This window comes from Sphingobacterium sp. UBA7038 (genome assembly GCF_002494055.1).
GTDB classification, from domain to species: domain Bacteria; phylum Bacteroidota; class Bacteroidia; order Sphingobacteriales; family Sphingobacteriaceae; genus Sphingobacterium; species Sphingobacterium multivorum.
In genome coordinates this window covers 173,229-197,173 of record NZ_DLAV01000013.1, presented here as the reverse complement: position 1 = coordinate 197,173, position 23,945 = coordinate 173,229, and the positions used below count along the sequence as shown (strand labels likewise).

The following is a 23,945-nucleotide window of genomic DNA, read 5'->3' as shown; positions in this document are numbered from 1 at the left end:
CACTATTAAAATCCTAACTTAAGAGATATTGTGTATTGCTTAGGGATGGGCATTGCCACACCACCATTGTTGAAAAACTCCGGATCAGCACCGTTTAATTTTTTATCTGAGTACAGTAATGCGATATTATTACCTACCACAGATATCTGGGCACTTGAAAATTTGTATTTCGTTACAAAAGATTTAGGTAATGTATATGAAAATGACACATTTTTCAGACGAATAAAGTCACCTTTTGCCACATTTTCTGTTGAATAATTGTAGGCATTGTAAGGATAAACCGCATTTACATTCGCTCCGTTCTCATCTTTCACATCATTCGTTACTGTCAACGGATCGATTAGGGACGGAATATTGGTAATCTTTTCATCTCCGGGTATCATCCATCTGTTATACATATTTTTCGACATTGAGTACATGTCTGAGTAAGATGCCGAAAATGCGGGTTGCTTACGAACATAATTACCCGTCGCAAATGTAAATAGTGCTGATAAGCTGAAATTTTTGTATTCGAATCTATTATAAAAACCTCCTGTCAGCGTAGGATCTACTGGACCATGATAAGTCAGATAGTCCACTACTTCATCCTGTAATCTCACATAAGTAGTTTTTTTACCACTTGTTCCGATAAAAGTAGGATAGCCATATTGCGGATCTAAACCGTCGAATGTAATAGAGTACAATCCGCGTTGTGGGCCGCCAACCATCTGGCCTCCCTCTGCTCGAACCATATTCCATATATTCGGATTTACTTCTAAGCGTGTAATTTCGTTTTTGTTGTAGCCAAAATTAAAGGATGACCTCCAATTAAATCCATCTGTACGCTTTAAGATATTACCTGCTACTGTCAATTCGACACCGTGAGCCTTCATATCCGCGTAATTGGCATTCTTACGATACTGACCACCAATACCTGAAGTCAGAATCTGACCAATCAAATCAAATTGATTTCTTTTATACCAATCAAATGTAATATCAAGTTTATTGAATAGGGAAAGATCAGTTCCGATATTAAGTTCATACATTTTCTCCCACGTCAATTCAGAGTTCTTTAATCCAGAAATATAAACACCCGCTTCTTTTTCACTTTCATACGGACGATAGGTGATCTGATTGTAATAAACAGGGGCAGAGTTCGCAACATTACCCATACTTGCTGTTAACCCATAAGTACCGCGTATGGCTGCACCTGAAACAATATGGGATATATTCTCAAAAAACTTTTCCTGATCAATGTGCCATGCGCCTGACACGTTCCAAGTTGGTAACCAACGTGCAACATTCGATTTTCCCATTTTGTTTGATCCGTCATATCGTCCTGTGGCATTTACACTATACTTTCCTTTATATGAATAAGCGGCTCGTAACATAAATGCTGCAAATCGGTCATAATTATAATCCATACCGAAATAGGGATCTCCTCCTTCGATCATTTTCTTGAAATAACGGTAATTCGGATTGACCAGCCCACCGTTTTCATACTGATAACCAATCCCTTCGTAATTTGAATTTTGCCGATCCGTATATCGGACTTCCATAGATCCAAAGATATTTAAACGATGGATATCACTAAATGTATCATCATACTCTAGGTTCTGTCTGAAGTAATAATTTTTGATGTTATTAGTAGTGGTATTAAAAAAACCACCATCGGGAAGAACAACAACCGGTAAGCTATTGGGATCATCCGGATCCTTGTACAAATTAATATTTCCGTTGGCTATTGTCGCATCATAATCGGCTCGGAAAGCTTCCGCCATATTAGATCCTTCCAAAATATAATGCTGCCGTGTCGAATTAGCATACCTATAGGCTCCATCTGCGGAATAAGTCAATTGCGGGATAATTTTATATTTGATACCTCCCTGAACTTTCAAATCCAACATATTCAACTTTAAATAATTTTTCTCCAGTTCGTTGAAAATATTGAACGGCGCATAATTCCTAACAAAATATTCCAATTCTCCGTTTTCATCATAGGCCGTCATCATACGGCTTGTGTTTAAGGAATAGGAATAAGGATTAATATCGAAGTCTCTACTATAAGATCCATATACAGGATCGGATTGACGTGTCAATGTTCCGGGAGAACGTTGATCACGAATCGAACCAGTAACCAAAAATTCAGCGGATAATTTATCCGAGAACTTAAAATTATTACGAAAGTTGGCTGTATAACGACTAACGTTATCACCGAGCGTCATTCCATTATCCTTCATCAACGAAGTTGAAAAATAGGATTGGGCTTTCTCCGTCCCTGAATTTACGCTCACAGAATGTTCCTGCAATAATGAATTCTTGAATAACAAATCAAACCAATCTGTATTGGCATTTGCATATCGAGATAAAAAATTTAATCGATCTTCTTGCGTATTTTTTAATTTATAAGTATCTGTTAAGGGATCATAATCATATAACTGATTGTACATTTTATAAAAAACACCACCATCTTTACCTCTTGAAGAACCACTATGGGTATAATAGCCTTTGTTTTGAAGTTCCAAAATAACTGACATCTGATCTGCTGAATTCATAATGTCAAATTGGGAATAATTTGGTTTCAAATAAGTCGTAAAGTTTCCAGTGTAACTTACACGTGGCTGACCATCTGTATTTCGTCCCTTTTTGGTATTGACGACGATAACACCATTCATTGCTCGCGCCCCATACATAGCAGTCGCCGCAGCGTCCTTGAGTATTGTAAAATCCTGAATATCATCAGGGTTCAAGCCCGCCACCGAAGATCCTATCAATGTATTTGCATCACCTGTGGAAAGTGCCTCATTAGAAATATTGACTACATCTTCTAGAATAATGCCATCTACAACCCACAATGGTTTATTATCTCCTGAAAGAGATGTTGCTCCACGGACCCGCACTTTTGGAGCAGCTCCAAAAGTGCCGGAAACGTTTTGAACGGATACACCAGCCGCCTGTCCTTCTAGCATTCTAGTAATATCTGGCACACCGTTACGTTCGGCATCTTTCGCATTGATCTTTGATGTTGCACCAGTAAACAACTTACGGTCAATATTTTGATATCCCGTCGAAACGACATCAACGACATCTAACTGATTATCCAGAGGCTTTAATATAATAGGGACAATAGCACGTCCCTCTACAGCAATTTCACCTCCGGCATAACCTATATATCGGACAACCAAAGTAGAAGTTAAAGGAGCATTGATCTTAAAACGTCCTTGTTCATCCGTTTGGGTAGAAACAGATGTTCCTTTGACTGTTACTGTAGCCCCGCTCAACCCTTTTCCGTCTTTATCTTTGACCGTTCCATTGATGGACTGCTGTTGGACTTCTTCAGGAAGCGTTAAATTGACGTTCTTTGCATTACTGTTGACCGAAATGGTGTTAGCAATAATTTTGTATTCAATATTATTGCTTTTTAAGACAGCATTCAATGCTTCCTCAACGGATGCATCCTTAACGTTCACAGAAATCCGTGCTTTAGTATTCAGATTTTCACTATATAAAACACGTAGATGGGACTGCTTGGAGATGGCAGACAATGCTTCTTCAATACGTGCATTTTTCATATTCAACGTGACTTTTTGTGCTGCGCTCTTAGCGTGCACACCCGTCACAAATGCGAATAGAAGACATGTACTAATTTTCATAATACGTAATGGTTTGCAAAATCGTGGGTCTTGAGGGATCAAGGACCACCTTTTGCTAAGTGGTAAGTTATTCATACATTTACACTTTGTGGTTAATTGGGATTTAATTGTTCATTTTTAGATTTTAGGACCTGATGATCGCATCTTTTTCTGAACAGGGATGCTGCAACATTCCTGTTCTCTTTTTTAGGTCATTGCTTTTGATGTATTATTTTATCATAGGCGCGCTATTTTCTTTTTATAAATTGTTAGTCCTTAACTTTTGGTAGCAATAATCAATTTATTACCTTCTACTTCAAATTTTAGGTTACTGACATAGGATAACATCTCCAATACTTGAGACAATTTTACATCACGCTCAATACTTCCGGTATACTCTTTGTCCAGCTGCACATCACCTCGGAAGGTAACATCTAGATCATACCAACGTGATAATTGATGTGCTATATTCGTTATCGTTTCCTTTTTGAAATAAAATTCATTGTTGTGCCAAGCAAGATCATGGGCCAGATCTGCTTTTCCCTTAACTAAGTTGTCTTTAAAAGAAGAAGCATATTCACCAGGAAATAATTCCACCCGTTGATCATTTTGACGTACCTCCACTCTCCCCTCTGCTAAAGTTGTTCGAACATGATCCGAATAAGAATTAATATTAAAATGCGTTCCGAGCACTTTAATTTCATTACCTTTCGATTCCACAATGAAAGGTTGATCTGACTTGGGGGTAACTTCGAAATAGGCTTCTCCATCCAAAAAGACTCTACGTTCTTTCGGTGAAAACTGCGCAGGAAATTTCAATTGAGATAGCGCATTCACCCAAACTTTTGTTCCATCAGCCAAAGTCATCTTATAGAAACTTGCTTTTGGAACAATCAATGAGTTGTATTGCAATGGGATCGTTTGATCTATTTCCTTAACGATCAGCTCATTGCTATTTCCGATTAGATTATTGTTTTTAGTCAAGGTTTTAGTGGAATCACTATTCAAAGAGAGCCTGGAGCCATCAGCCAAGACTAATACTGCACCACTTGTTGCCGGAGCAATATCTTGCTTTTTTGAAACTATTACACTTTTATCACCCGAAAAGAATGAGGTAAAATCACCTTTCCATAATAGAAAACCACCTAACAAGAATACAATAGATGCTGCAATGCTTAAGGACCATTTCCGGAAAGATCTCGCGCTGTTGGATTCTTTACTTTTCAACCGCTCCCATGCTTGATTTACATCCAACTGCCGAATAACGGCTAAATCTTCTGCTATATTTTCCGCTTTTCGGAAGGACTCTAAAAGCTGCTTATTTTGTGAACTGGCATTGAGCCATTCATCAAGCTGCACTTGTTCCTCTGCTGTCAATTGACCACAAAGGAATTTCTGTATTAAATCAGTGATATGTCTTGTGTTTTCTTTCATCAATTACCATAAAGAAACTTAAGACGAAGAAAAGGGTGACAAGAATTTAAATATTTTTTAACAAAAATATAATAAGGGGTATAAACTCGGGATTCAAACGTTTGAGCAACATTTTCATGCCGCGTTGCTTTTGTGTTTTTACAGTATTGATACTAATTTGCAGCTCCCGTGTAATTTCAAGATTGGATAAACCTTCAAGATAACCAAGCCGAAAAACTTGTTGACAGGCGAAAGGCATTTCCTCAATAATTTTATATATTTCCTGAATGACCTCACTGTGAATCATATTCAATTCAAGCGCAGTATTATCTTCTTCGGTAAAACCTACAACATTCCAATATTTTTGACGGACCTTTTCATGACGGATATGATTATAACAAGCGAAACGCACAGAGCTATAGAGATAGTTCTTTATTGCAATCTCATTATCACTGACATGATCAGTATTTTTGAAATAAGCAATAAAAGAGTCTTGTACCAGATCTTCTGCTAGAGAAAGGTCACCAACAATCTTCCAAGCAAAATGGCAAAGTCCATTATAGTGTGTCTTAAACAATACTTCTTCTTTCTGCATAGTTAGATCTCTTCCACACTCTGATTCTATTATTTTTATAGATGAGATTATTTAGGGTAAAAAACACATCCAATTGAGGATGTTTAATAATTGTATCGTAAAAATGCTCTTTTTTTTTGTCAATCCCAAATAATAATTCTAAACCCGAATTTATTCATCTCCAAATTGCTAAACTAGTTTTGTTTTTTTTCCGACAAACAAAACAAAATTCCTGCTTTTATCATTTATAGAGAGAGAAAACGGTCAAAAACTAGCATTTTTTCGCTTTTTTTTACTATATTGTAAACTTTCAAAAAACCTTCATCGCCATATAAGCATTGGCAACAATGAAATGTAGAAGGTTAAAAATTAAAACAAAGACTACATGCTATTTACTGTTCTGTCAGGACTAATAACATCGAGCCTTATTGTTCCATTTGGTCGATTCCTAAAAACCAAATGGGGTTTTATTCTCGCATTCTTACCGGTACTTCTATTTCTATACTTTACGCAATATATTGTACCTATTGGTCAAGGCTCCTATTTCGTACAATCAACATCGTGGGTGCCCTCCTTAGGCATCAATCTGGATTTTAAATTAGATGGACTGTCGCTACTTTTCGCCTTATTGATTACTGGGATCGGATCCTGTATATTCTTTTATGCGAATGCCTATCTCAAAGGTCATCGGTATATCGATCGATTCTTTGGCTACCTCTGCCTTTTTATGTCGGCTATGCTGGGGCTTGTCCTGTCGGACAACATGTTATTATTGTTTATCTTCTGGGAACTGACCTCGATCAGCTCATTTTTTCTCATTGGATTTAACAATGACAAAAATGATTCACGCAAAAGCGCACTGACTGCACTATCCATTACTGGGTTGGGTGGTTTTTTTCTACTGGCAGGTTTTATTTTGCTGGGTAATATTGCTGGCACTTACCATATTACAGCACTCATCGGCAAAGTATCAATCATTCAGCAACATCCACTCTTTCCCCTGGTCTTTGGCCTCGTAGCACTTGGAGCGATTACGAAATCAGCACAATTCCCTTTCCATTTTTGGTTACCCGGTGCCATGAAGGCGCCAACACCTGTGTCGGCCTACTTACATTCGGCAACCATGGTAAAGGCAGGAATCTACCTTTTGGCCCGTTTTTCACCGATACTTGGGGGCAACCCGATCTGGATGTATTCCCTCATGGCCATTGGTGGCCTTACGATGCTTTATGCCGCATTCCATTCGATTTTCAGAACAGACCTCAAGGGAGTACTCGCTTATTCAACCATATCCGCCCTCGGTATTTTGGTTTTCTTATGGGGACTCGGTACCAAGGATGCCATTATCGCTGCAAGTGTCTTTATACTCGTACATGCGCTATATAAAGCCGCATTATTCTTGATTACGGGGATTATAGACCATGAAACCGGAACGCGGGATCTTACAATCTTGCGGGGGCTACGCAAGGTATTAATGCCTGTCGCTATCGCAGGTATCCTAGCGGCACTTTCCAGTGCCGGTATTCCACTTACATTTGGATTTATTGGAAAGGATCTGATTTACGAGGCAACACTACATGCCACACCCGATTTATTTCTCTATTTGACCGTCGCTGCAGTAGTAACAAATATACTCTTGGTCTCTGCTGGATTTATGGCCGGCATCAAACCTTTTGTGGGTAAGCTACCCGAGCAATTTAATACAATCCACCTGCCCTATAAAGCCATGTGGATCCCACCTCTACTTTTAGCTATATTAGGAGTTGTCTTTGGGTGCATCCCAGGACTTGTCGGCGAATGGATTGCTGGACCTACCGCAACAAGTATACTCGCAAAACCCGAAACATTTCACCTGAAAATCTGGCATGGCTTTAATTTAATCCTGCTACTAAGCGCTATTACAATTGCCGCTGGTACGTTGCTTTATTTCACAAACAGGCCCAGCGAGAAAAAATTGGCTTGGATTGCAAATTTCAATAAGATTTCTCCTGAATATATCATCCAATTATGTGCGCAGGAAATTGTTTTGTTCTCTACTTTCTTCACCAACAAAATGCACAACGGCTATTTGCGTTCGTATCTGTTGAAAATTATCTTATTTGCCGAATTATTGATCGCCTACCAGTTATACCTGGGCGGGCCACTCCATATCAAATGGGAAACCTTATCTCCAGTGAGTTTCTACGAAGTCACCACAGTCTGCATTTTGATCGGCGCCATTGTACTCACCATCCGCACCTCATCCCGTTTAACAGCCGTAGTAGCCACCAGTGTTGTAGGCTATGCCATATGTCTTATTTTCGTGTTTTACAGTGCCCCAGATCTAGCGATGACGCAATTCACCATTGATACACTCACGGTGGTACTCTTCGTATTGGTACTCTTTAAGCTCCCTTCTTTTCTGAATTTGGCCAACCGACGCACTATCATTCGCGACGCCGTGGTCGCTATCGTTTTTGGAATTTTGCTATCCATGGTCGCACTCCGTGTACTCCATGAACCAACAACAACTAATATCAGTGATTTCTATGGCGATTATGCTTATGTGCTTGCTAAAGGAAAAAATGTCGTCAATGTATTGCTTGTCGATTTCAGAGGTTTTGACACCATGTTTGAAATCGTCGTATTGAGTATTGCTGCATTAGGGGTATATAGCTTATTAAAATTACGTTTAAAATCCTCTGATAAAGAATAATGATAGATAAAGGTTATGCACAAATGAGCTAATAACTCCTTGCTAAATAGTAACAAATGAACAGTACAATATTACAGACCGCTACGCGGTATTTATTACCGATACTCTTACTTTTCTCGGTGTTCCTTCTACTCAGGGGGCATTATTACCCCGGCGGAGGTTTCGTTGGCGGCTTGGTTGCTTCGATTGCCTTTGTGCTGCATAGTTTTGCCTTTGGCCCTCAAAATACCATGAAACTGATTCAGTACAAACCTTTGTCACTTATCCCCATAGGATTGGGGATTTCGGCCATAAGCATGTTCTTACCGGCATTTTTTGGCTACCCCGTCATGACCGGGCTTTGGCTGGAAGAGAAAATCCCCGTTATCGGGATGATAGGAACCGCCTTATTTTTTGACCTTGGTGTATACTTTGTTGTCATAGGTGTCGTCCTGACGATTTTATTTACAATTGCTTTAACTACTGAAGAAGAATAATGGAACTGATACTCGTGTTATTGATCGGCATCCTTTATGCTGCCGGAATATACCTCATCTTGCGTCGAAGCATGGTGAAATTGTTGTTGGGGATTATGTTACTGGGCAATGGTACCAATATATTGATCTTCTTATTGGGAAACATTATTAAAGGTAAACCACCTATCATTGGACCCGATCTGAAGGTATTCACAGATATTTATGCGGACCCGATTCCGCAAGCACTTATTTTAACGGCCATCGTGATCAGCTTTGGCCTAACCTCCTTTGCCATCGTTTTACTCAAGCGTGTATATGCATTGCTGGGTACAGATGATCTGGATGATTTGAACACGCCTGAGGAAGAAGATATATGATAGACAACCACATTATTGCCACGATTATCGTGCATTTATTTATTGCTATTGTCCAACTGATGTTGTGGCGCAAATCCACTGCACAACGTTTTCTGAGCGTTGGCGGAAGCTTGCTCGCACTCATTCTTGCCTTTAAACTGTTCTTCAAAGTTTATGATGGCGGTATTTTGACCATGAATGCAGCCAATTGGAAAGCTCCTTTTGGGATCGTTTTTGTTGCCGATCTATTCAGCAGTACCCTTGTTCTCCTCACTTCTATCGCAGGTCTGGCGGTCTCTATCTTTTCCTGTGTCGGTGTGGGGCGCCAGCGCATACTCTATGGTTATTTCCCGATCTTTCACTTTTTGATGATGGGGCTCAATGGGGCTTTTCTAACCGGTGACATCTTCAATCTGTATGTATGGTTTGAAGTTATTATTATTTCCTCTTTTGTGCTGATGACTTTGGGGGGCAGAAAATCCCAATTGGAAGGTGCCGTAAAATATATGGCCATGAATATCCTGGCTTCCACATTTTTCTTAACAGGAATAGGTATACTTTATGGCATTTCAGGCTCGTTAAACATGGCCGACCTGGCCCTCCGTATTCCTAAAATACAAAATCAGGCTTTAGTAGAAATTACAGCAACATTTTTCCTGATCGGTTTTGGGATTAAATCCGCTGTATTTCCACTCTATTTCTGGTTACCGTCCTCTTACCATACGCCACCTTCGGCCGTAGCAGCGACATTTGGGGGCTTATTGACCAAGGTTGGGATTTACGCCTTGTTCCGGGTATTTTCCTTACTATTTATTCCCAATCATTTTACCAAGGAACTCCTTATCGTACTAGCCATATTGACAATTCTGACGGGCGCTTTTGGTGCATTGATCAAAACCAATATCCGGAGGTTGTTTTCCTATTTGATCGTTTGTCATATTGGTTTTATGATTGGCGGACTGGGCTTATATAGCAAATGGGCTTTATTGGGGGCAGTATTCTATCTGATCCATGATATCATGGTCAAAACGAATTTATTCCTCATAGCCGGTGTTATACGGCAACTCCGCGGCACCATGGATATGACTAAACTGGGCGGACTTTATGCCCAATACCCAAAGATTTCATTACTTTTTGCCATTGTTCTTTTTTCACTGGTGGGCATCCCGCCTCTCTCGGGATTCTGGCCTAAAATCTATCTATTCAAAGATGCCTTCCACTTAGAGAAGTATGCTTTCGCGGGAGCCCTGATTATTGGCAGCTTTATCACCTTGTTTGTCATCGCCAAAATGTGGGCGCAGGTATTCTGGAAAGATGCACCTGATCCGGAAATCATTGAGGACAAATTTGCGGGTATGATCGGCTATAAAAGAACAATGCTCATACTCCCTGTTGTTATTTTGGCATCTGCATCCCTGTATATCGGACTCAACGCCGAAGCGATTATCCATGTCGCGGATCAGATCGCTACACAATTATTGGACACATCACCTTACATAAACGCTGTATTAGGAGGGCAGAAATGATATGATCAAACAGTTTTTAATGAACCTCATGCTATCCTTTATCTGGGTCGCATTGACGGGATCGATGTATTACACCAACTTCCTTTTCGGCTTTATGTTGGGATTCGGTATCCTCTGGCTTATGAACAGGAATGAGGTGGACCAACGCTACTTTTATCGGGTCCCCAAAACATTGAGTTTTATTCTTTTTTTCCTGTGGGAAATGATTGTTGCCAATGTGCAGGTTGCCTACGACGTGATAACCCCCAAGTTTTTTATCAAACCTGCGATTGTCAAGTATCCCATGGATGCAAAAACCGATTTGGAAATTAACCTGCTTTCAACCTTTATCTCGTTGACACCCGGCACACTCATCCTCGACGTAAGTGAAGATAAAAAAACGCTCTTTATTCACGTCATGTACATGAAAAGCAAGGAACAGTTTGTTTCTACCCTTAAAAATAATGTTGAACGAAGACTTTTAGAACTCTTAAGATGACTTTAAATAGCTATTTTGATTATGTGATCCTTCCGATCTTGACTATCTCAGTCATACTGGCTTTTATTCGTCTGTATAAAGGACCCCAGATATTTGATCGTGTTATTGCCCTAGATCTCATTATCACCATCGGAATTGGCATTATTACCGTTTATAGTATACGAACTTCGCAGGAAGTGTTTTTAGACATTGCCATGATCTTGGCGCTTATCGCATTTCTTGGTACGATCGCATTTTCATTTTATTTAGAAAAACAAAGCAAAGATGATTGATATTACTTTAGCCATTCTCAGTACCATCGGGGCCTTGGCCATACTATTTGCGTCTATTGGCATCTTGCGGATGCCCGATTTTTATTTGCGTCTTTCGGTTACGGTAAAGGCGGCAACGCTGGGTGTGGGACTTTTACTTATCTGTGCGGCAATGACATTCCCGGATGTATCCGTAACGACCAAGGCTATAGCTATTGGATTTTTTCTGATCCTAACGGCTCCGGTTGCAGCACACATGATTGGAAGGGCTGCCTATATACAGCGGGTAAAAACATGGAAGGGAACCACCTTAAATGACCTTGAAAAGGAAGGTAAATTAGATTGTAGAAAAGAAGATTTTTAAGAAAAAACGCATACGGTTTTTCCTAAAAATCTTCTTTTCTTATTCGAACTTCTTTTCTGGATTAGAAGATAATGCAAACTGGTGCTGGTACAGCAATTTCTTTTCCAGTATCTGTCAACAAACCCGTTTTAGCATCCCGACTAAACAAAACAATGTTGTTGGTATATTGATTGGCGACCAAAAGATATTTCCCATCCGGAGAAAGGTTGAAATTACGCGGACCTTTACCTTTTACTGAAAGATTCGCTATTTTCTTCAATTCTCCATCCTTTTCTACCGAAAAAGTAGCTATCGTATTGGCATCGCCACGGTTGGTCGCATACAGGAATTTTCCATCAGCAGAGATCTTCATGTCAGCACCGCCGTTACTTCCTTTAAAACCTTCGGGGTTAATATCAAAAGTACTTTGATACATCCATGCATCGCCATCTTTCTTATACGATGCAATTTGACCGGTCATTTCCAATACGACATACAGGAATTTCTCTTTCTTATCAAATACAATATGTCTAGGACCGCCACCAGCAGGCGTAAAGATATCTTCTGATTCATCAGCAAGACTATAGGCATTTCCAGTTTTATTCACCGGATAAATAGAAATCTCATCCAAACCAAGATCTTGGACGTACAACTTATCCCCTTTATTGGAGAAAAAAGTAGAATGTACGTGTGGCTTTTCTTGGCGAACGGGGTCCACTCCCTTACCCTCGTGTTGTATTAATCGTGCTCTTTTGCTCAAAACACCATTACTTTCTAAATCAAACAGCGCTGCAGAGCCGCCTGTATAATTTGCTACAGCGAGCAAGCTACCCTTAGGATGTACTTCAACAAAACAAGGCGACTCCCCTCCGGAAGGAAGTGAGTTTAGAAAAGTTAAATGACCGTCCTTAAAAGAATAGGCAGAAACAGTCCCCTCTTGATTTGGAACCTCATTAACGGCATAAATAAAGTTATTATTTCGCGCTAAAAAGGATGGATCTTTACTTTCTTGCGTGCTCGACAAGGTTGTTTCACCAGTTTTAACATCAAAATTATAAATATAGATGCCCTTGCTCGCGGTTTTGCTCGTATATGTGCCCACAAACATGGGAATCTGTTGCGCAAAACTAGCAAGAGGTAAAATTGTCATCAAATAAATAAATGCTTTTTTCATTGAAATTATTTTATAAATGTAGCTACTCATTTGTTGAATGAGACCGTTACATCAAGTTTGTTTCTAAATTATACGGGCCCCTACTTAAATTCACCCATTCATCCTCCGTGTGAGGATCTAAAAACCCCGCTATTTTATAGGCGTAAATATCGTCAATAGACTTGTTAAATTTGGTTAAAACCGTCCTTTCTAATAGGCAAATGCGTATTTTAGCACATCAATTTTAACAATTCTAAAATCGCCCATTTAAAATATTGGGAATACAAAAATATTGTTAAATAAAAGTACGAATAATTCATATAATCTGATAATTTTGTGCTGTTGTTCAAAAAAGTATATATTGAACACAATTACTACGTATACCGCCGAAGGCAGCGTGAATGCTTGTGACAAAAAAATAAATGATGAACAAATAACCGAGTGAAACGAATTCATTTATACAAATGAAGATCACTCATAAATATCATAAATAATTTATACGGATGAAAAAAAACATTTATATATTGTTTTTATTGCTGTTTGCATCAATTCAGGCCAGTCTTGCGCAACGTCAAGTTATTGATCGCGTTGTAGCAACGGTTGGATCGGGCATTATCTTACAGTCCGACGTGGATATGCAATATTCTCAATGGTTAGCGCAAGGGAATAAACCTAATGAAAATTTTAAATGCGGCGTCCTTGAGCAGTTAATCATTCAGAAGCTGCTTTCCCAACAGGCAGTAATTGACTCTATAGATGTAACGGAAACCGAAGTTGACGATAACCTTAACTCCCGCCTACGTCATATGTCACAACAGGCAGGAGGGCAAGAACGTCTTGAAAAATTCCTCAACCGCTCTTTATTGCAATACAAAGAAGAAATGCGTTCAAGTGTTTTTGAGCAATTGAAAGCTAACAAAATGCAGCAAAACATTGTTCAAAAAGTAGACGTAACACCATTGGAAGTAAAGCGTTATTTTGAAGGCTTGAATAAAGACAGTCTGCCTTACTTCAATACCGAGGTAGAAATCGGTGAGATTGTGATGATGCCCAAATTGACAGATGCAGAAAAAAAAGAGCAGCGAGATAAGATTGAAGGTATCCGCAAGCAGATTGTAGATGGCTCAGACTTTGGTACAATGGCTCGTATATACTCGCAAGATCCCGGATCTGCCCCTTATGGTGGTGATTTAGGTTTCGGCACACGTGACAACTACGTAAAGGAATTCTCCGCGATGGCTTTTAAATTAAAACCGGGAGAAATTTCTCCAATTGTAGAATCCAAATTTGGCTTTCATATTATTCAGGTACTCGAACGACGGGGCGAAGAGGTGCATACACGCCATATCCTGATGAAGATCAATCCTGGTACTGCTGCGTTGGAAAGAACGAAAAATAAATTGGACAGTATCTATAAACTGGTTGTTGACAAAAAAATGGATTTCTATCACGCTGCTACAAATTATTCGGATGCAGAAGAAAGCAAATTCAATGGGGGTATGATCCTAAATCAAGAAGGCTCAAGCCGCACAACCGTAATTCCTATGGATGGCTTGGAAAAATCAGTATTTACAGCAATCGATCCCCTAAAACCAGGAGAATACTCCAAACCAGAGCAATTTACAGACAAAATGGGCGATGTTGGCTACCGTTTCAATTACTTGAAAACACGTATTCCGCCGCACAAAGCAAATTTGGACGAGGATTTCACCAAAATCAAAGAGGCTGCCAGACAAGATAAAATCAATCGCAATCTAAGTAAATGGTTCGATGATAAATCGAAAACAACATTTATCAATATCAGTGACGAGTTTGGTTCATGCGATGAATTGAAAAAATGGAAAAAACAATAAGTGTACAACACTTATCCTATAAAAAAGGGCTTGAATAGTATATATTCAAGCCCTTTTTTTATTTGGCAATCGTCATGCTATTTCTCAAACATCATCTCGATCAGAATATTCCAGTTCGCTTTCTTCACATCATCCTTCGCCAATTCGCTCAGTTGCCAGATACGAATATAATTATACTTCACCACCTTATCCTTTTGTCGTACCGTTGCAGTTCCTTTTGTATAGGCAAAATCGCCACTATACGAACGTTTTACTTCTTCCGGGACTGTTTCTATCGTCATCCGCTGTTTTTTGAGATAATCCATCATTGTGGCCTTTCCTTCCATCGGACTGGTCCAAGGGAACAAAAAGCGGACATCCTCGCTTAAAAACTCCTTATATGCGGTTGGGTTGTCGGCCTTCAGAACTGTTGACATCAATTTGTCTGTTTCCAGGACAATATCTTCACGCTGATTCAATCGCACTTTAGAGCGATGCTTCAGATACCACGAATCGGTAGGTTCGATATATTCAAGATCAAATTCCCCATCCTTTCCGTTGTTTTCAACTTCGGCCCGAATATCGACCAGCCACTTACCCTTTTTGTTGCGTTTCCAGACAGTCAAGTATTCTCCATGACGCAATCTTGCACCTACTTTCTGAAAGTCCATAGACCCCGAAGTCACACCAAATTCCTGACTTTTAGCAATCAACGCAAACGTAGGTTGCCAATTTAAAACATCGGGAATATTTGGTCTATTATTAAGATAGTTATAAGCATTTACTGCCGATGGGACATAAAACGTAGATTCCTTATCAATGATCGAAAGAAACGCTTGATGCGGTGTAGAGGCTTTAGCCAGTGCAGCAGCATCCTTATCGGCCTGCAATAGGCTTCCAACTTTCTCAGGTATCTGCGCATAAAGTGTTGTACCAGCAACACTCATGAATGCGACGACGGATAGCCTATTCCAAAAATTCATATGCAAATTGATCTTTCTTTTAAAGATTACATGGAATATCCATTGGTTTCCACGATAATGTGTTTTCCCAATAGGAATATTCCATTTTATTCCTCTTTTATAAATTCGATTTCTTATCTATCAAATCTTATTCCAAAGTGTTCCTTCTTTGCTATCTTTCAATTGAATTCCAATAGAATTAAGCTCATCACGAATACGGTCAGAGGTGACGAAGTCTTTATTTGCTTTGGCTTCATTACGTAGTTTAATGACCAGATTCATGACGTCATCGATATCATCGGATGCTGAAGTCTGATCGTTTCTAAGCCCTAGGATATCCTCAACAAATTCTTTCATGAATACTTGAAGACCTTCCAATCCCTCAGCTGTTACTTTCGCTTTACCATCATAAATCGAGTTGATGATACGTACTATTTCAAACAATTCGGCAATGAGTACAGGACTATTAAAATCGTCATCCATAGCTGCGTAACACTTGCGGCGGATTTCAGCTAAATTGAATGAATCAGCACCTTTCGACACCTTCAATTTGTCTAAAAGACTGATCGCAGTCATGAGTCTTTTATACCCTTTGTCGGCCGCATCCAAAGCCTCATTGGAGAAATCCAGCGTACTTCTATAATGTGCCTGCAACATAAAGAATCGTACGGCCATCGGCGAATAACCTCTATTCAATAAGGGATGATTTCCAGTAAATAGTTCGCCCGGTAAAAATCCATTTCCGGCAGATTTGGACATACGCGCACCATTTACAGTCAACATATTCGTGTGCATCCAATATTTGGCAGGGCTCGTATGGTTACATGCTTCTGATTGTGCAATTTCATTGGTATGATGTGTAGCTGCCAAATCCATTCCACCGCCATGAATATCAAACTGATCACCTAAGTACTTTCTGCTCATGGCCGAACATTCAATATGCCAACCTGGGAAGCCAACACTCCAAGGTGCAGGCCAACGCATAATCGTTTCAGGTTTTGCTTTGATCCATAAGGCAAAATCCAAACGTCCCTTTTTCTCATCCTGACCGCTCAATTCACGGGTATTATTGAGCATATCCTCCAATTTACGATTGGTCAATATCGTATAATCGTATGTTTCAACGTATTTTTCAACATCAAAATAGACTGTACCGTTGCGCTCATAGGCATAGCCATTCTCCATAATCTGTTCGATCATTTCAATCTGCTCGGAAATATGTCCTGTCGCAGTAGGCTCAATACTGGGCGGCAACGTATTGAAAAGACGCAATACGTCATGAAAACCTATCGTATACTTTTGAACAATTTCCATCGGTTCCAATTGTTCCAATTTTGCTTTTTTTGCAAATTTATCATCCCCTTCATCACGATCGCCTTCCAAGTGCCCCGCATCGGTAATATTGCGTACATAACGCACTTTATAACCAAGGTGACGCAAGTATCTAAAAATCAAATCAAAAGACACAAACGTCCGACAGTTCCCCAAATGCACATCACTGTAGACTGTGGGCCCACATACATACATACCAACAAGATTGGGATGAATAGGTTCGAATTTTTCTTTTGTTCGCGAAAGCGTATTGTATAAATAGAGATTATGGTCCATGTTTAATCGCTGCTTGGAAATCTATTTTTGTCTGAAATATATTTGAATTGGCACACCTGTAAAGTCAAAGTTCTCACGCAATTTGTTTTCAATAAAACGTTTGTACGGATCTTTGATGTATTGTGGCAGATTACAGAAGAATGCAAACATCGGTGTCCGTCCTGGCAACTGTGTTGCATATTTAATTTTGATATATTTACCCTTTAAGGATGGCGGTGGATAATTCTCGATAATATCCAACATCACTTCATTCAATTTGGAAGTAGGGATCTTTTTGGTTTTGTTGGCATATACCTTGTCGGCAACTTCCAACACCTTAAGAACACGTTGTTTTTCAGTTACGGAAGTAAAGATAATAGGCACATCTGTAAATGGTGCTATTTTCTCTTTGATGCGATCTTCAAAAGCCTTCATTGTTTTGTTGTCCTTTTCGATCAAATCCCACTTATTGACAACAATTACGATACCTTTACGGTTCTTCTCTGCCAGGTTGAAAATATTAACATCCTGCGCTTCTAATCCATCCTGTGCATCCAACATTAAAATCGTCACATCAGAATCTTCCAAGGCTTTGATGGTACGCATCACCGAATAAAACTCAATATCTTCATTTACTTTGGACTTACGACGAAGACCTGCAGTATCGATCAATAAAAAGTTATGTCCATATTGATTGTAATGTATACGGATTGAATCACGTGTTGTCCCTGCCATTGGCGTTACAATGTTGCGATCTTTACCGATCAAAGCATTTGTCAAAGAAGATTTACCTACATTCGGGCGGCCTACGATGGTATATTTAGGTAAGGATTCTTCTTCTTCCTCCTCCACTTCGAAATGAGAAACCACAGCATCCAACAGTTCACCTGTACCCGATCCTGTAGCTGACGAGATATTGAAGACCTCTCCTAAACCAAAGGCATAAAATTCTGCCGATTCATGATGCAATTTCGCGTGATCGACTTTATTGGCCACTACATACACAGGTTTGGAGCTTCTTCTCAGAATATCAGCGATTTCGTCATCCAAGTCGGTAATACCAGTTGTGACATCCACCATGAATATAACGACTGAAGCTTCTTCAATAGCGATATAAACCTGATCGCGAATAGCCTCTTCAAAGACATCATCCGAACCATGTACAAAACCACCTGTATCAATTACTGTAAATTTCTTTCCGATCCACTCGGCTGTTTCATAATGACGGTCGCGCGTCACCCCGCTAAAGTCATCAACAATCGCTTTTCTACTTTCTGTAAGACGATTGAATAAGGTAGATTTACCAACATTTGGACGACCAACAATTGCAACAATATTTGCCATATTTATTTTATTTGATCCACCCACTATCACAGCAGGCGGCACTTTTATGCTAAAAATATACTTAAGGGAACAAAGATACGGATTCGAAAGGGATTATCGCGACACAAAAACAAAAATGGCTTTACCGTGAAGTAAAGCCATTTATAGGGTTTAAATTATCAATATTCGCCTAGTTAGACGTTGGATTCTGAGTCAATTTGCCCGGATATGAATTGATCGCATCCTGAGGAATAAAATAAGTTACTCTAAAATCTGTTGGTAGAATATCTTCAAATTGTTTCTGTGGCCCCGGATATGTACGGTTTAACGGGTCTCCGTTACGGAACACATCGTAGCTGCGTTCAGCCTGATAAGCCAATTCCAACTGACGCTCTTTGTTAATCAGTTTGCTTGCACTGGCCGCATCAATTGAAGTATATCCACCATTGACAATAGATCGATTTCTGATGGTATTTAAATCATTTAGCGCTGCACCATAATTACCTAATTTTGCATTAGCCTCTGCGCGGTTTAAATAAATTTCACCCAAGCGGCTGATTACAGGGGAGTGCAGTTGAGACTCCTCACCTTCACGTGAGCATTTCACAATATAAAATTGTGGATAAGCCCGGTTCAAGGAAATATAGTAATCAATCATACCTGTATATGTTTTACCATCTGCATAGGCAATTTTATAGGTTTGTTGTGCAGCATTGACAGCAGTTAATGTATAGACATTATCACCATCTTTACAAGTCACGGTATTCCCGTTTATGGTAGCAGGAGCCTGTACATAGCTTAGCGTAACCGGATCGCCTGCATTTTTGGGTACATCTTGTTTGATAAATCGAAACACAGTTGAGTATTTGCCGGTCTTATCTTTGGAATAAGTAGGTTCAATAAAGGCCGCACGTGCATCGACAATCGTATAATGATCAGGTCTCCAGTCATTGCGACCTGTTTCATTTAATAAATCTATGTACTTGGCACTGGAATACATCTCGCCCCAGCCCATACCACCGATATTGGAGTACATACCACCAATACCATAATAGTGATCATCACCTGAAAATTCAGAAGCGACACGTTTCACCGCAAAGATCGTCTCTTTGTTATCTTCTGGTCTAAAGGTATTGTATTTCATGAATTGCTCACGAGCCAATAGGACATATTTACCTGAATTAATCACCTTGTCTGCGTATTCTACAGAAAGACGTGCATATTCTGCATTTGGATTTTTATACGTGCCGCTCATATACAGGTATATACGGGAAAGCATTGCTTGTGCCGCCCCCTTTGAAGCATACACTGCCCCCTTATCGATCTTCAATAAAGCTTCTGCTTTTTTCAGATCACTGATCGCTTGCGCATAAGTATCTTTTACAGACGCACGGTCTGGCAAGTTCAAATCATTGAATACATCTTCAGGTGTACCGTTGACAATTGGAACACCCAAGTTTGTCTCGGGACTTTGGTAATAAGGCTTCCCGAACGCACGGCAAAGGTAAAAATACATCATTCCACGGATGTAATAACATTCACCCAACTTATTATCCATCTCTTCACTTTGACCTTCAGCAAACATCTTAATGACGTTCGAAGATTGCGCGATAGCTTTATAACCGCTATCCCAGAAGTTCTGCAAACGGTAATTATTAGGTGTTCTCGCATAGGAGATAAATTCGTAAAACGCGTCTGTCGATGACCCGCGGATCATCATATTATCACCAGCGTATTCACCAAGACGGTGCATTGGGTCGGACCAAGCTTTTAACTGCGCATAAGTACCTGTTACCATGGCATCAGGATTACTCACAATATTCTCTTCGTCCATCGAAGTATAAGGAAGACGATCGATATCGCAGGAGGATACTGCCGATGCGATCAAAAGTCCGATTAATATCTTTTTCATTATTGATTTTCTAAACGTTAAAATTAAAATGTCACACTTGCGCCGAACATGTATTTACGAACCATTGGATATACAGAAACGCCTGTAGATCTGATCATTTGACCACCCCCGCCTTTACCATCTGGTTCAGTCAATGGAAGCTCCGGATCAACACCCGAGTAGTTTGTGATCGTAAACAAATTCTCTCCAGCTAAGAATACACGTAAATTTTTGATGTTATACTTTTTCAAATCGAAGTTGTAACCCAAAGTCAAGGATCTCATTTTTAAGAAATTGTTACTTTCCAAGAAGCGTGTTGACGGTGAATTACCTTTATCTTGGTTATCGTATCTTGCTATCGGATGAGTAGCAACATCACCGGGTTTTTCCCAGCGGCTCCAACCATCCTGTAACTTCATCTGATTACGATCGGTATAAGTTCCATCCGAGTCAAATTCTTGGCGCGAATAATTATACAACTTACCGCCCAAAGAGAACCCGAACACGGCATTTAGATCGAACTGCTTATAACTTAAGGCTGTACTGAAACCGCCAAAGAGATCTGCATTTCCTTTTCCTGCATTACGGAAAGTTGCATTGGAATAGTTCGACGTTGTAGTCCTCGTTTCATTGCCATTGGCATCTGTCTCGTATCTGTACCACATCGGCAAACCATTATCAACGTTGACACCAGCCCATTCTTTTAGATAATAGGTATCTACCGGATAACCAGGTTGAAGCAAACGTTGCGCCGATCCAGCTATCCCTGATCCGTCCCCTGCGATAATTGGTTTCGAAACAAGATTACCATTGGCATCTTTTGTCTCAAATAGCTCCGTCAATTTATTCACATTGTGACTTAAATTAACATCCAAACTCCAATGTACATTGTCATTGCGAACGATATCACCACCGATGGTCAATTCAATACCCCGGTTTTGCATCTTACCAATATTTTTCCAGATAGAAGTGACACCTGTCAGACCACTGATCGGCACTTGATAAAGCACATTATCAGTCTTCTTATCGTAATAATCAACATTAAGTCTTAGCCTATTCTTAAATAAGGCTGCATCCACACCAAATCCTGTTGTGTATGTTTTTTCCCAAGTCAGATCTTTATTACCGATTTGGCTAATTAATGCCCCTGGTATTCCATTATAGCTTGATGATGCTGATACCGAATAAAGGCTATATTGTGGATATAATGAGCTCGGTCTATTACCTACCGATCCATAAGCCGCCCGCAGTTTCAAATTATCTACCCAATCAGCCTTGAACCACTCTTCTTTATTGATATTCCAGCCACCACTAACGGAAAAGAAGTTTCCATATTTTGCATTGGTACCAAAATTGGATGCTCCATCACGACGGAAAGACACCTGTGCCAGATATTTATTATCGTATGCATAGTTTGCATTCGACAAGAATGACTGTACTGCCCATTCGGAAATTCCGCCTTTCGTACGTTCTGGCTTTGCAACAACATCCAATACCTCGAAACCATTTACAATACCCGTTCCGTAAGCATCTAAAGTTTTTGTCCAGTAGTCGTTAAATTCGTATGCAGCCAATCCATTCAGGCTATGTTTATCCCAGGTCTTGTTGAAACGCAAGATTTGGTTGGTATAACGACGCGCAAACTCCATGCGGTAATCCGTCACACGCCCAATTACACTTTCACCACTGTTTGATCGCGGATCTTGATAACCACTGTCAGAATACGTATTGTAGCGATAATTGTTGACAGAAGAGAAGGTCAACCAATCCGTTAATTTGACATCGAAATCTAAGTTACCCATAAATTCATAATTGGTATTGGCACTATGATTCCATTGCAAGTCATACAAGTAATTCGTGCTTGCATTATTGACCCAGCCACTATAACGGTGTGGCACTAAATTTCCATTTGCATCGTATGGACTATCCCAAGGTAGGTTTCCATACATGGCATTGACATCATATTGACGATCATCTACCGCACGTCTCGAACCGGCAATAGATGGCTTGATGGTCAACCAGTCAAAAGGCTTATAGTTGGTACGTAATCTAAAGTTATAACGATCGTAATCATACCCTTTTACAGCACCGGCTTCGTTGTAGTACCCTAAAGACAAATAAGACTGTAATTTATCATCTCCTCCCTGAATGGATAAATTGTGGTTTTGGACAAATCCGGTCTTCGTTGCCAGCTTCCACCAATCAAAATTGCTATTGCGCAAGTCCGAATTCCAACGTGGGAATTTGATATCAGCGGGATTCGAAAATGAAGCAAAGTAGTCATAAAGTTCAGCCCCGTCCATCATTTCCATGTGTCCATTGGAAAGTTGGTTGATACCCATTTTTGTAGAAAAGCTAATGCTTGTTTTGGAAGCCGAAGGATTTTTTGTTGTAACGACAACAACACCATTTGCACCCTGAGAACCATAAATAGATGTTGAGGCAGCATCTTTTAGGATAGTCAATGATTCAATGTCATCTGGATTGATATCACCTGGGCTTGAGCCGACGATAACACCATCAATAACCCACAACGGACTCGTCGTACCGCTTAGGGTTGCCTGACCACGAATCACAACACCACCATTTGACCCCGGTTTACCAGCCCCTGGTGCAACATATACACCGGCAGCCTTACCATTCAGCATATTCTCAACCGATGGCGTAGTGACATCACGTAATTTGTTTCCCTTAACAGCCTGAAGGGCACCAGTTAAACTTTCTTTTTTCTGTTGTGTTCCATACCCAACGACAACAACTTCCTGAAGTGCTTCACTATTGGACTCCAGATTGATGTTAACAACCGGTCCTGTCACCGTCACTTCCTGTGTTTTATAACCAACACTTGTAACGACCAGTACATCACCATTTTTAGCATCTATGGTAAACCGTCCATCTACTCCTGCCGATGTCGATTTAGCGCTCCCCTTAACACTAATGGTTGCACCAGCCAATGGGCCGTCTGTTGACTGCACTTTTCCATTCACTTTTTGTTGATAAACCGCGTCATTCAACAAAATATTGTTGTTTGGAAACGTAAGACCATTAGCATTAGCCGAGTTGTGTGTACTTGTAATGAGTAAAGCTAATGATAACAGACTCAACTTGTGATTGTCGAGAATCTTTGAAATCATAATATTTAATAGTTAGTTTAAAAATTGATTAGCGTGCTAATCAAAATTTAGGTACATGAATGCTAAAACTAAAAGATGATGACAGTATATCAAAATTTAGCAGCAACGAAATCGATTGCGCCAATTAAACAAACGATTGCATAAACACACATTTTACAGTACAATCCACTATCAAAAAATTAGAGCGATTAACTAACAGCAAAAGACAGTTTTTTAACAACCTCAGGACAGTCGACAATGAGAAATTTAGACGAGCAGGAAAAAGATAATCCTGAAAGACAGGTGGTATTATAGCGTGATTTAGGATACAAAAAAAAGCCAAGATATTCACCTCGGCTTTTTTCTTTTAGTAGCGGGGACC

17 protein-coding genes are annotated in these 23,945 nt (G+C 39.8%); 8 read left to right on the top strand and 9 right to left on the bottom strand.

Going from position 1 to position 23,945, the window contains the following annotated elements; translation table 11 throughout:
* Positions 1–5 precede the first annotated feature (5 nt).
* From B3H30_RS07865 to B3H30_RS07855, 3 genes are all read right to left on the bottom strand, one after another.
* Complete coding sequence (locus tag B3H30_RS07865) at positions 6–3,632, bottom strand: SusC/RagA family TonB-linked outer membrane protein (RefSeq protein ID WP_286774698.1); 3,627 nt, start codon at positions 3,630–3,632, stop codon at positions 6–8.
* A 255-nt stretch (positions 3,633–3,887) separates the two neighbouring features.
* Positions 3,888–5,045, bottom strand: a complete 1,158-nt coding sequence (locus B3H30_RS07860; protein WP_070569142.1) for a FecR family protein — start codon at positions 5,043–5,045, stop codon at positions 3,888–3,890.
* Between the two features lie 46 nt (positions 5,046–5,091).
* A complete protein-coding gene (locus tag B3H30_RS07855; protein WP_070569139.1) occupies positions 5,092–5,619 on the bottom strand; it encodes an RNA polymerase sigma factor in 528 nt (175 codons plus the stop codon).
* Between the two features lie 364 nt (positions 5,620–5,983).
* Here B3H30_RS07855 and B3H30_RS07850 point away from each other — a divergent pair, with 364 nt between their 5' ends.
* The 7 genes from B3H30_RS07850 to mnhG are packed head-to-tail and all read left to right on the top strand — an operon-like array spanning position 5,984 to position 11,723.
* Complete coding sequence (locus tag B3H30_RS07850; RefSeq protein WP_286774699.1) at positions 5,984–8,293, top strand: putative monovalent cation/H+ antiporter subunit A; 2,310 nt, start codon at positions 5,984–5,986, stop codon at positions 8,291–8,293.
* Between the two features lie 56 nt (positions 8,294–8,349).
* Complete coding sequence (locus B3H30_RS07845; RefSeq protein ID WP_075994294.1) at positions 8,350–8,769, top strand: Na+/H+ antiporter subunit B; 420 nt, start codon at positions 8,350–8,352, stop codon at positions 8,767–8,769.
* Entirely contained in the window at positions 8,769–9,125 is a 357-nt protein-coding gene (locus B3H30_RS07840; protein WP_046671609.1) for a Na+/H+ antiporter subunit C, read from the top strand. The genes B3H30_RS07845 and B3H30_RS07840 overlap by 1 nt, the downstream gene beginning before the upstream one ends.
* Entirely contained in the window at positions 9,122–10,630 is a 1,509-nt protein-coding gene (locus B3H30_RS07835; protein WP_088163048.1) for a proton-conducting transporter membrane subunit, read from the top strand. The genes B3H30_RS07840 and B3H30_RS07835 overlap by 4 nt, the downstream gene beginning before the upstream one ends.
* 1 nt (position 10,631) lies before the next feature.
* Positions 10,632–11,108 (top strand): Na+/H+ antiporter subunit E, encoded by a 477-nt coding sequence (locus tag B3H30_RS07830; protein WP_046671611.1) that lies wholly within the window; start codon positions 10,632–10,634, stop codon positions 11,106–11,108.
* Positions 11,105–11,380 (top strand): monovalent cation/H+ antiporter complex subunit F, encoded by a 276-nt coding sequence (locus B3H30_RS07825; protein ID WP_046671612.1) that lies wholly within the window; start codon positions 11,105–11,107, stop codon positions 11,378–11,380. Before B3H30_RS07830 ends, B3H30_RS07825 begins: the two co-directional genes overlap by 4 nt.
* Positions 11,373–11,723, top strand: a complete 351-nt coding sequence (gene mnhG / locus B3H30_RS07820; protein ID WP_046671613.1) for a monovalent cation/H(+) antiporter subunit G — start codon at positions 11,373–11,375, stop codon at positions 11,721–11,723. Before B3H30_RS07825 ends, mnhG begins: the two co-directional genes overlap by 8 nt.
* Positions 11,724–11,784: 61 nt before the next feature.
* Here the strand turns inward: mnhG and B3H30_RS07815 are convergent, their stop codons facing one another.
* Positions 11,785–12,876, bottom strand: coding sequence for a lactonase family protein (locus B3H30_RS07815; RefSeq protein WP_075994296.1), 1,092 nt, complete (start codon positions 12,874–12,876; stop codon positions 11,785–11,787).
* 482 nt (positions 12,877–13,358) lie between these two features.
* Here B3H30_RS07815 and B3H30_RS07810 point away from each other — a divergent pair, with 482 nt between their 5' ends.
* Positions 13,359–14,708, top strand: coding sequence for a peptidylprolyl isomerase (locus B3H30_RS07810; RefSeq protein WP_075994297.1), 1,350 nt, complete (start codon positions 13,359–13,361; stop codon positions 14,706–14,708).
* Between the two features lie 77 nt (positions 14,709–14,785).
* Here B3H30_RS07810 and B3H30_RS07805 read toward each other — a convergent pair whose 3' ends face one another.
* From B3H30_RS07805 to B3H30_RS07785, 5 genes are all read right to left on the bottom strand, one after another.
* The gene (locus B3H30_RS07805; RefSeq protein ID WP_286767730.1) at positions 14,786–15,670 is read right to left on the bottom strand and encodes a DUF4440 domain-containing protein; all 885 of its coding nucleotides are present in this window, start codon (positions 15,668–15,670) and stop codon (positions 14,786–14,788) included.
* Positions 15,671–15,790: 120 nt separating this feature from the next.
* Entirely contained in the window at positions 15,791–17,257 is a 1,467-nt protein-coding gene (gene cysS / locus B3H30_RS07800) for a cysteine--tRNA ligase (RefSeq protein WP_075994298.1), read from the bottom strand.
* A gap of 21 nt (positions 17,258–17,278) precedes the next feature.
* Positions 17,279–18,580, bottom strand: a complete 1,302-nt coding sequence (der, locus tag B3H30_RS07795) for a ribosome biogenesis GTPase Der (protein WP_070569188.1) — start codon at positions 18,578–18,580, stop codon at positions 17,279–17,281.
* Between the two features lie 169 nt (positions 18,581–18,749).
* Positions 18,750–20,471, bottom strand: coding sequence for a RagB/SusD family nutrient uptake outer membrane protein (locus B3H30_RS07790; protein WP_286777014.1), 1,722 nt, complete (start codon positions 20,469–20,471; stop codon positions 18,750–18,752).
* A gap of 23 nt (positions 20,472–20,494) precedes the next feature.
* The gene (locus B3H30_RS07785; protein WP_286774702.1) at positions 20,495–23,584 is read right to left on the bottom strand and encodes a SusC/RagA family TonB-linked outer membrane protein; all 3,090 of its coding nucleotides are present in this window, start codon (positions 23,582–23,584) and stop codon (positions 20,495–20,497) included.
* Between the last annotated feature and the right edge of the window lie 361 nt (positions 23,585–23,945).

What these genes read in the sequence shown, in the direction of transcription:
- B3H30_RS07865 (WP_286774698.1), bottom strand. Translation starts at nt 3,632, where the DNA reads ATGAAAATTAGTACATGTCTTCTATTCGCATTTGTGACGGGTGTGCAC.
- B3H30_RS07860 (WP_070569142.1), bottom strand. Translation starts at nt 5,045, where the DNA reads ATGAAAGAAAACACAAGACATATCACTGATTTAATACAGAAATTCCTT.
- B3H30_RS07855 (WP_070569139.1), bottom strand. Translation starts at nt 5,619, where the DNA reads ATGCAGAAAGAAGAAGTATTGTTTAAGACACACTATAATGGACTTTGC.
- B3H30_RS07850 (WP_286774699.1), top strand. Translation starts at nt 5,984, where the DNA reads ATGCTATTTACTGTTCTGTCAGGACTAATAACATCGAGCCTTATTGTT.
- B3H30_RS07845 (WP_075994294.1), top strand. Translation starts at nt 8,350, where the DNA reads ATGAACAGTACAATATTACAGACCGCTACGCGGTATTTATTACCGATA.
- B3H30_RS07840 (WP_046671609.1), top strand. Translation starts at nt 8,769, where the DNA reads ATGGAACTGATACTCGTGTTATTGATCGGCATCCTTTATGCTGCCGGA.
- B3H30_RS07835 (WP_088163048.1), top strand. Translation starts at nt 9,122, where the DNA reads ATGATAGACAACCACATTATTGCCACGATTATCGTGCATTTATTTATT.
- B3H30_RS07830 (WP_046671611.1), top strand. Translation starts at nt 10,632, where the DNA reads ATGATCAAACAGTTTTTAATGAACCTCATGCTATCCTTTATCTGGGTC.
- B3H30_RS07825 (WP_046671612.1), top strand. Translation starts at nt 11,105, where the DNA reads ATGACTTTAAATAGCTATTTTGATTATGTGATCCTTCCGATCTTGACT.
- mnhG (WP_046671613.1), top strand. Translation starts at nt 11,373, where the DNA reads ATGATTGATATTACTTTAGCCATTCTCAGTACCATCGGGGCCTTGGCC.
- B3H30_RS07815 (WP_075994296.1), bottom strand. Translation starts at nt 12,876, where the DNA reads ATGAAAAAAGCATTTATTTATTTGATGACAATTTTACCTCTTGCTAGT.
- B3H30_RS07810 (WP_075994297.1), top strand. Translation starts at nt 13,359, where the DNA reads ATGAAAAAAAACATTTATATATTGTTTTTATTGCTGTTTGCATCAATT.
- B3H30_RS07805 (WP_286767730.1), bottom strand. Translation starts at nt 15,670, where the DNA reads ATGAATTTTTGGAATAGGCTATCCGTCGTCGCATTCATGAGTGTTGCT.
- cysS (WP_075994298.1), bottom strand. Translation starts at nt 17,257, where the DNA reads ATGGACCATAATCTCTATTTATACAATACGCTTTCGCGAACAAAAGAA.
- der (WP_070569188.1), bottom strand. Translation starts at nt 18,580, where the DNA reads ATGGCAAATATTGTTGCAATTGTTGGTCGTCCAAATGTTGGTAAATCT.
- B3H30_RS07790 (WP_286777014.1), bottom strand. Translation starts at nt 20,471, where the DNA reads ATGAAAAAGATATTAATCGGACTTTTGATCGCATCGGCAGTATCCTCC.
- B3H30_RS07785 (WP_286774702.1), bottom strand. Translation starts at nt 23,584, where the DNA reads ATGATTTCAAAGATTCTCGACAATCACAAGTTGAGTCTGTTATCATTA.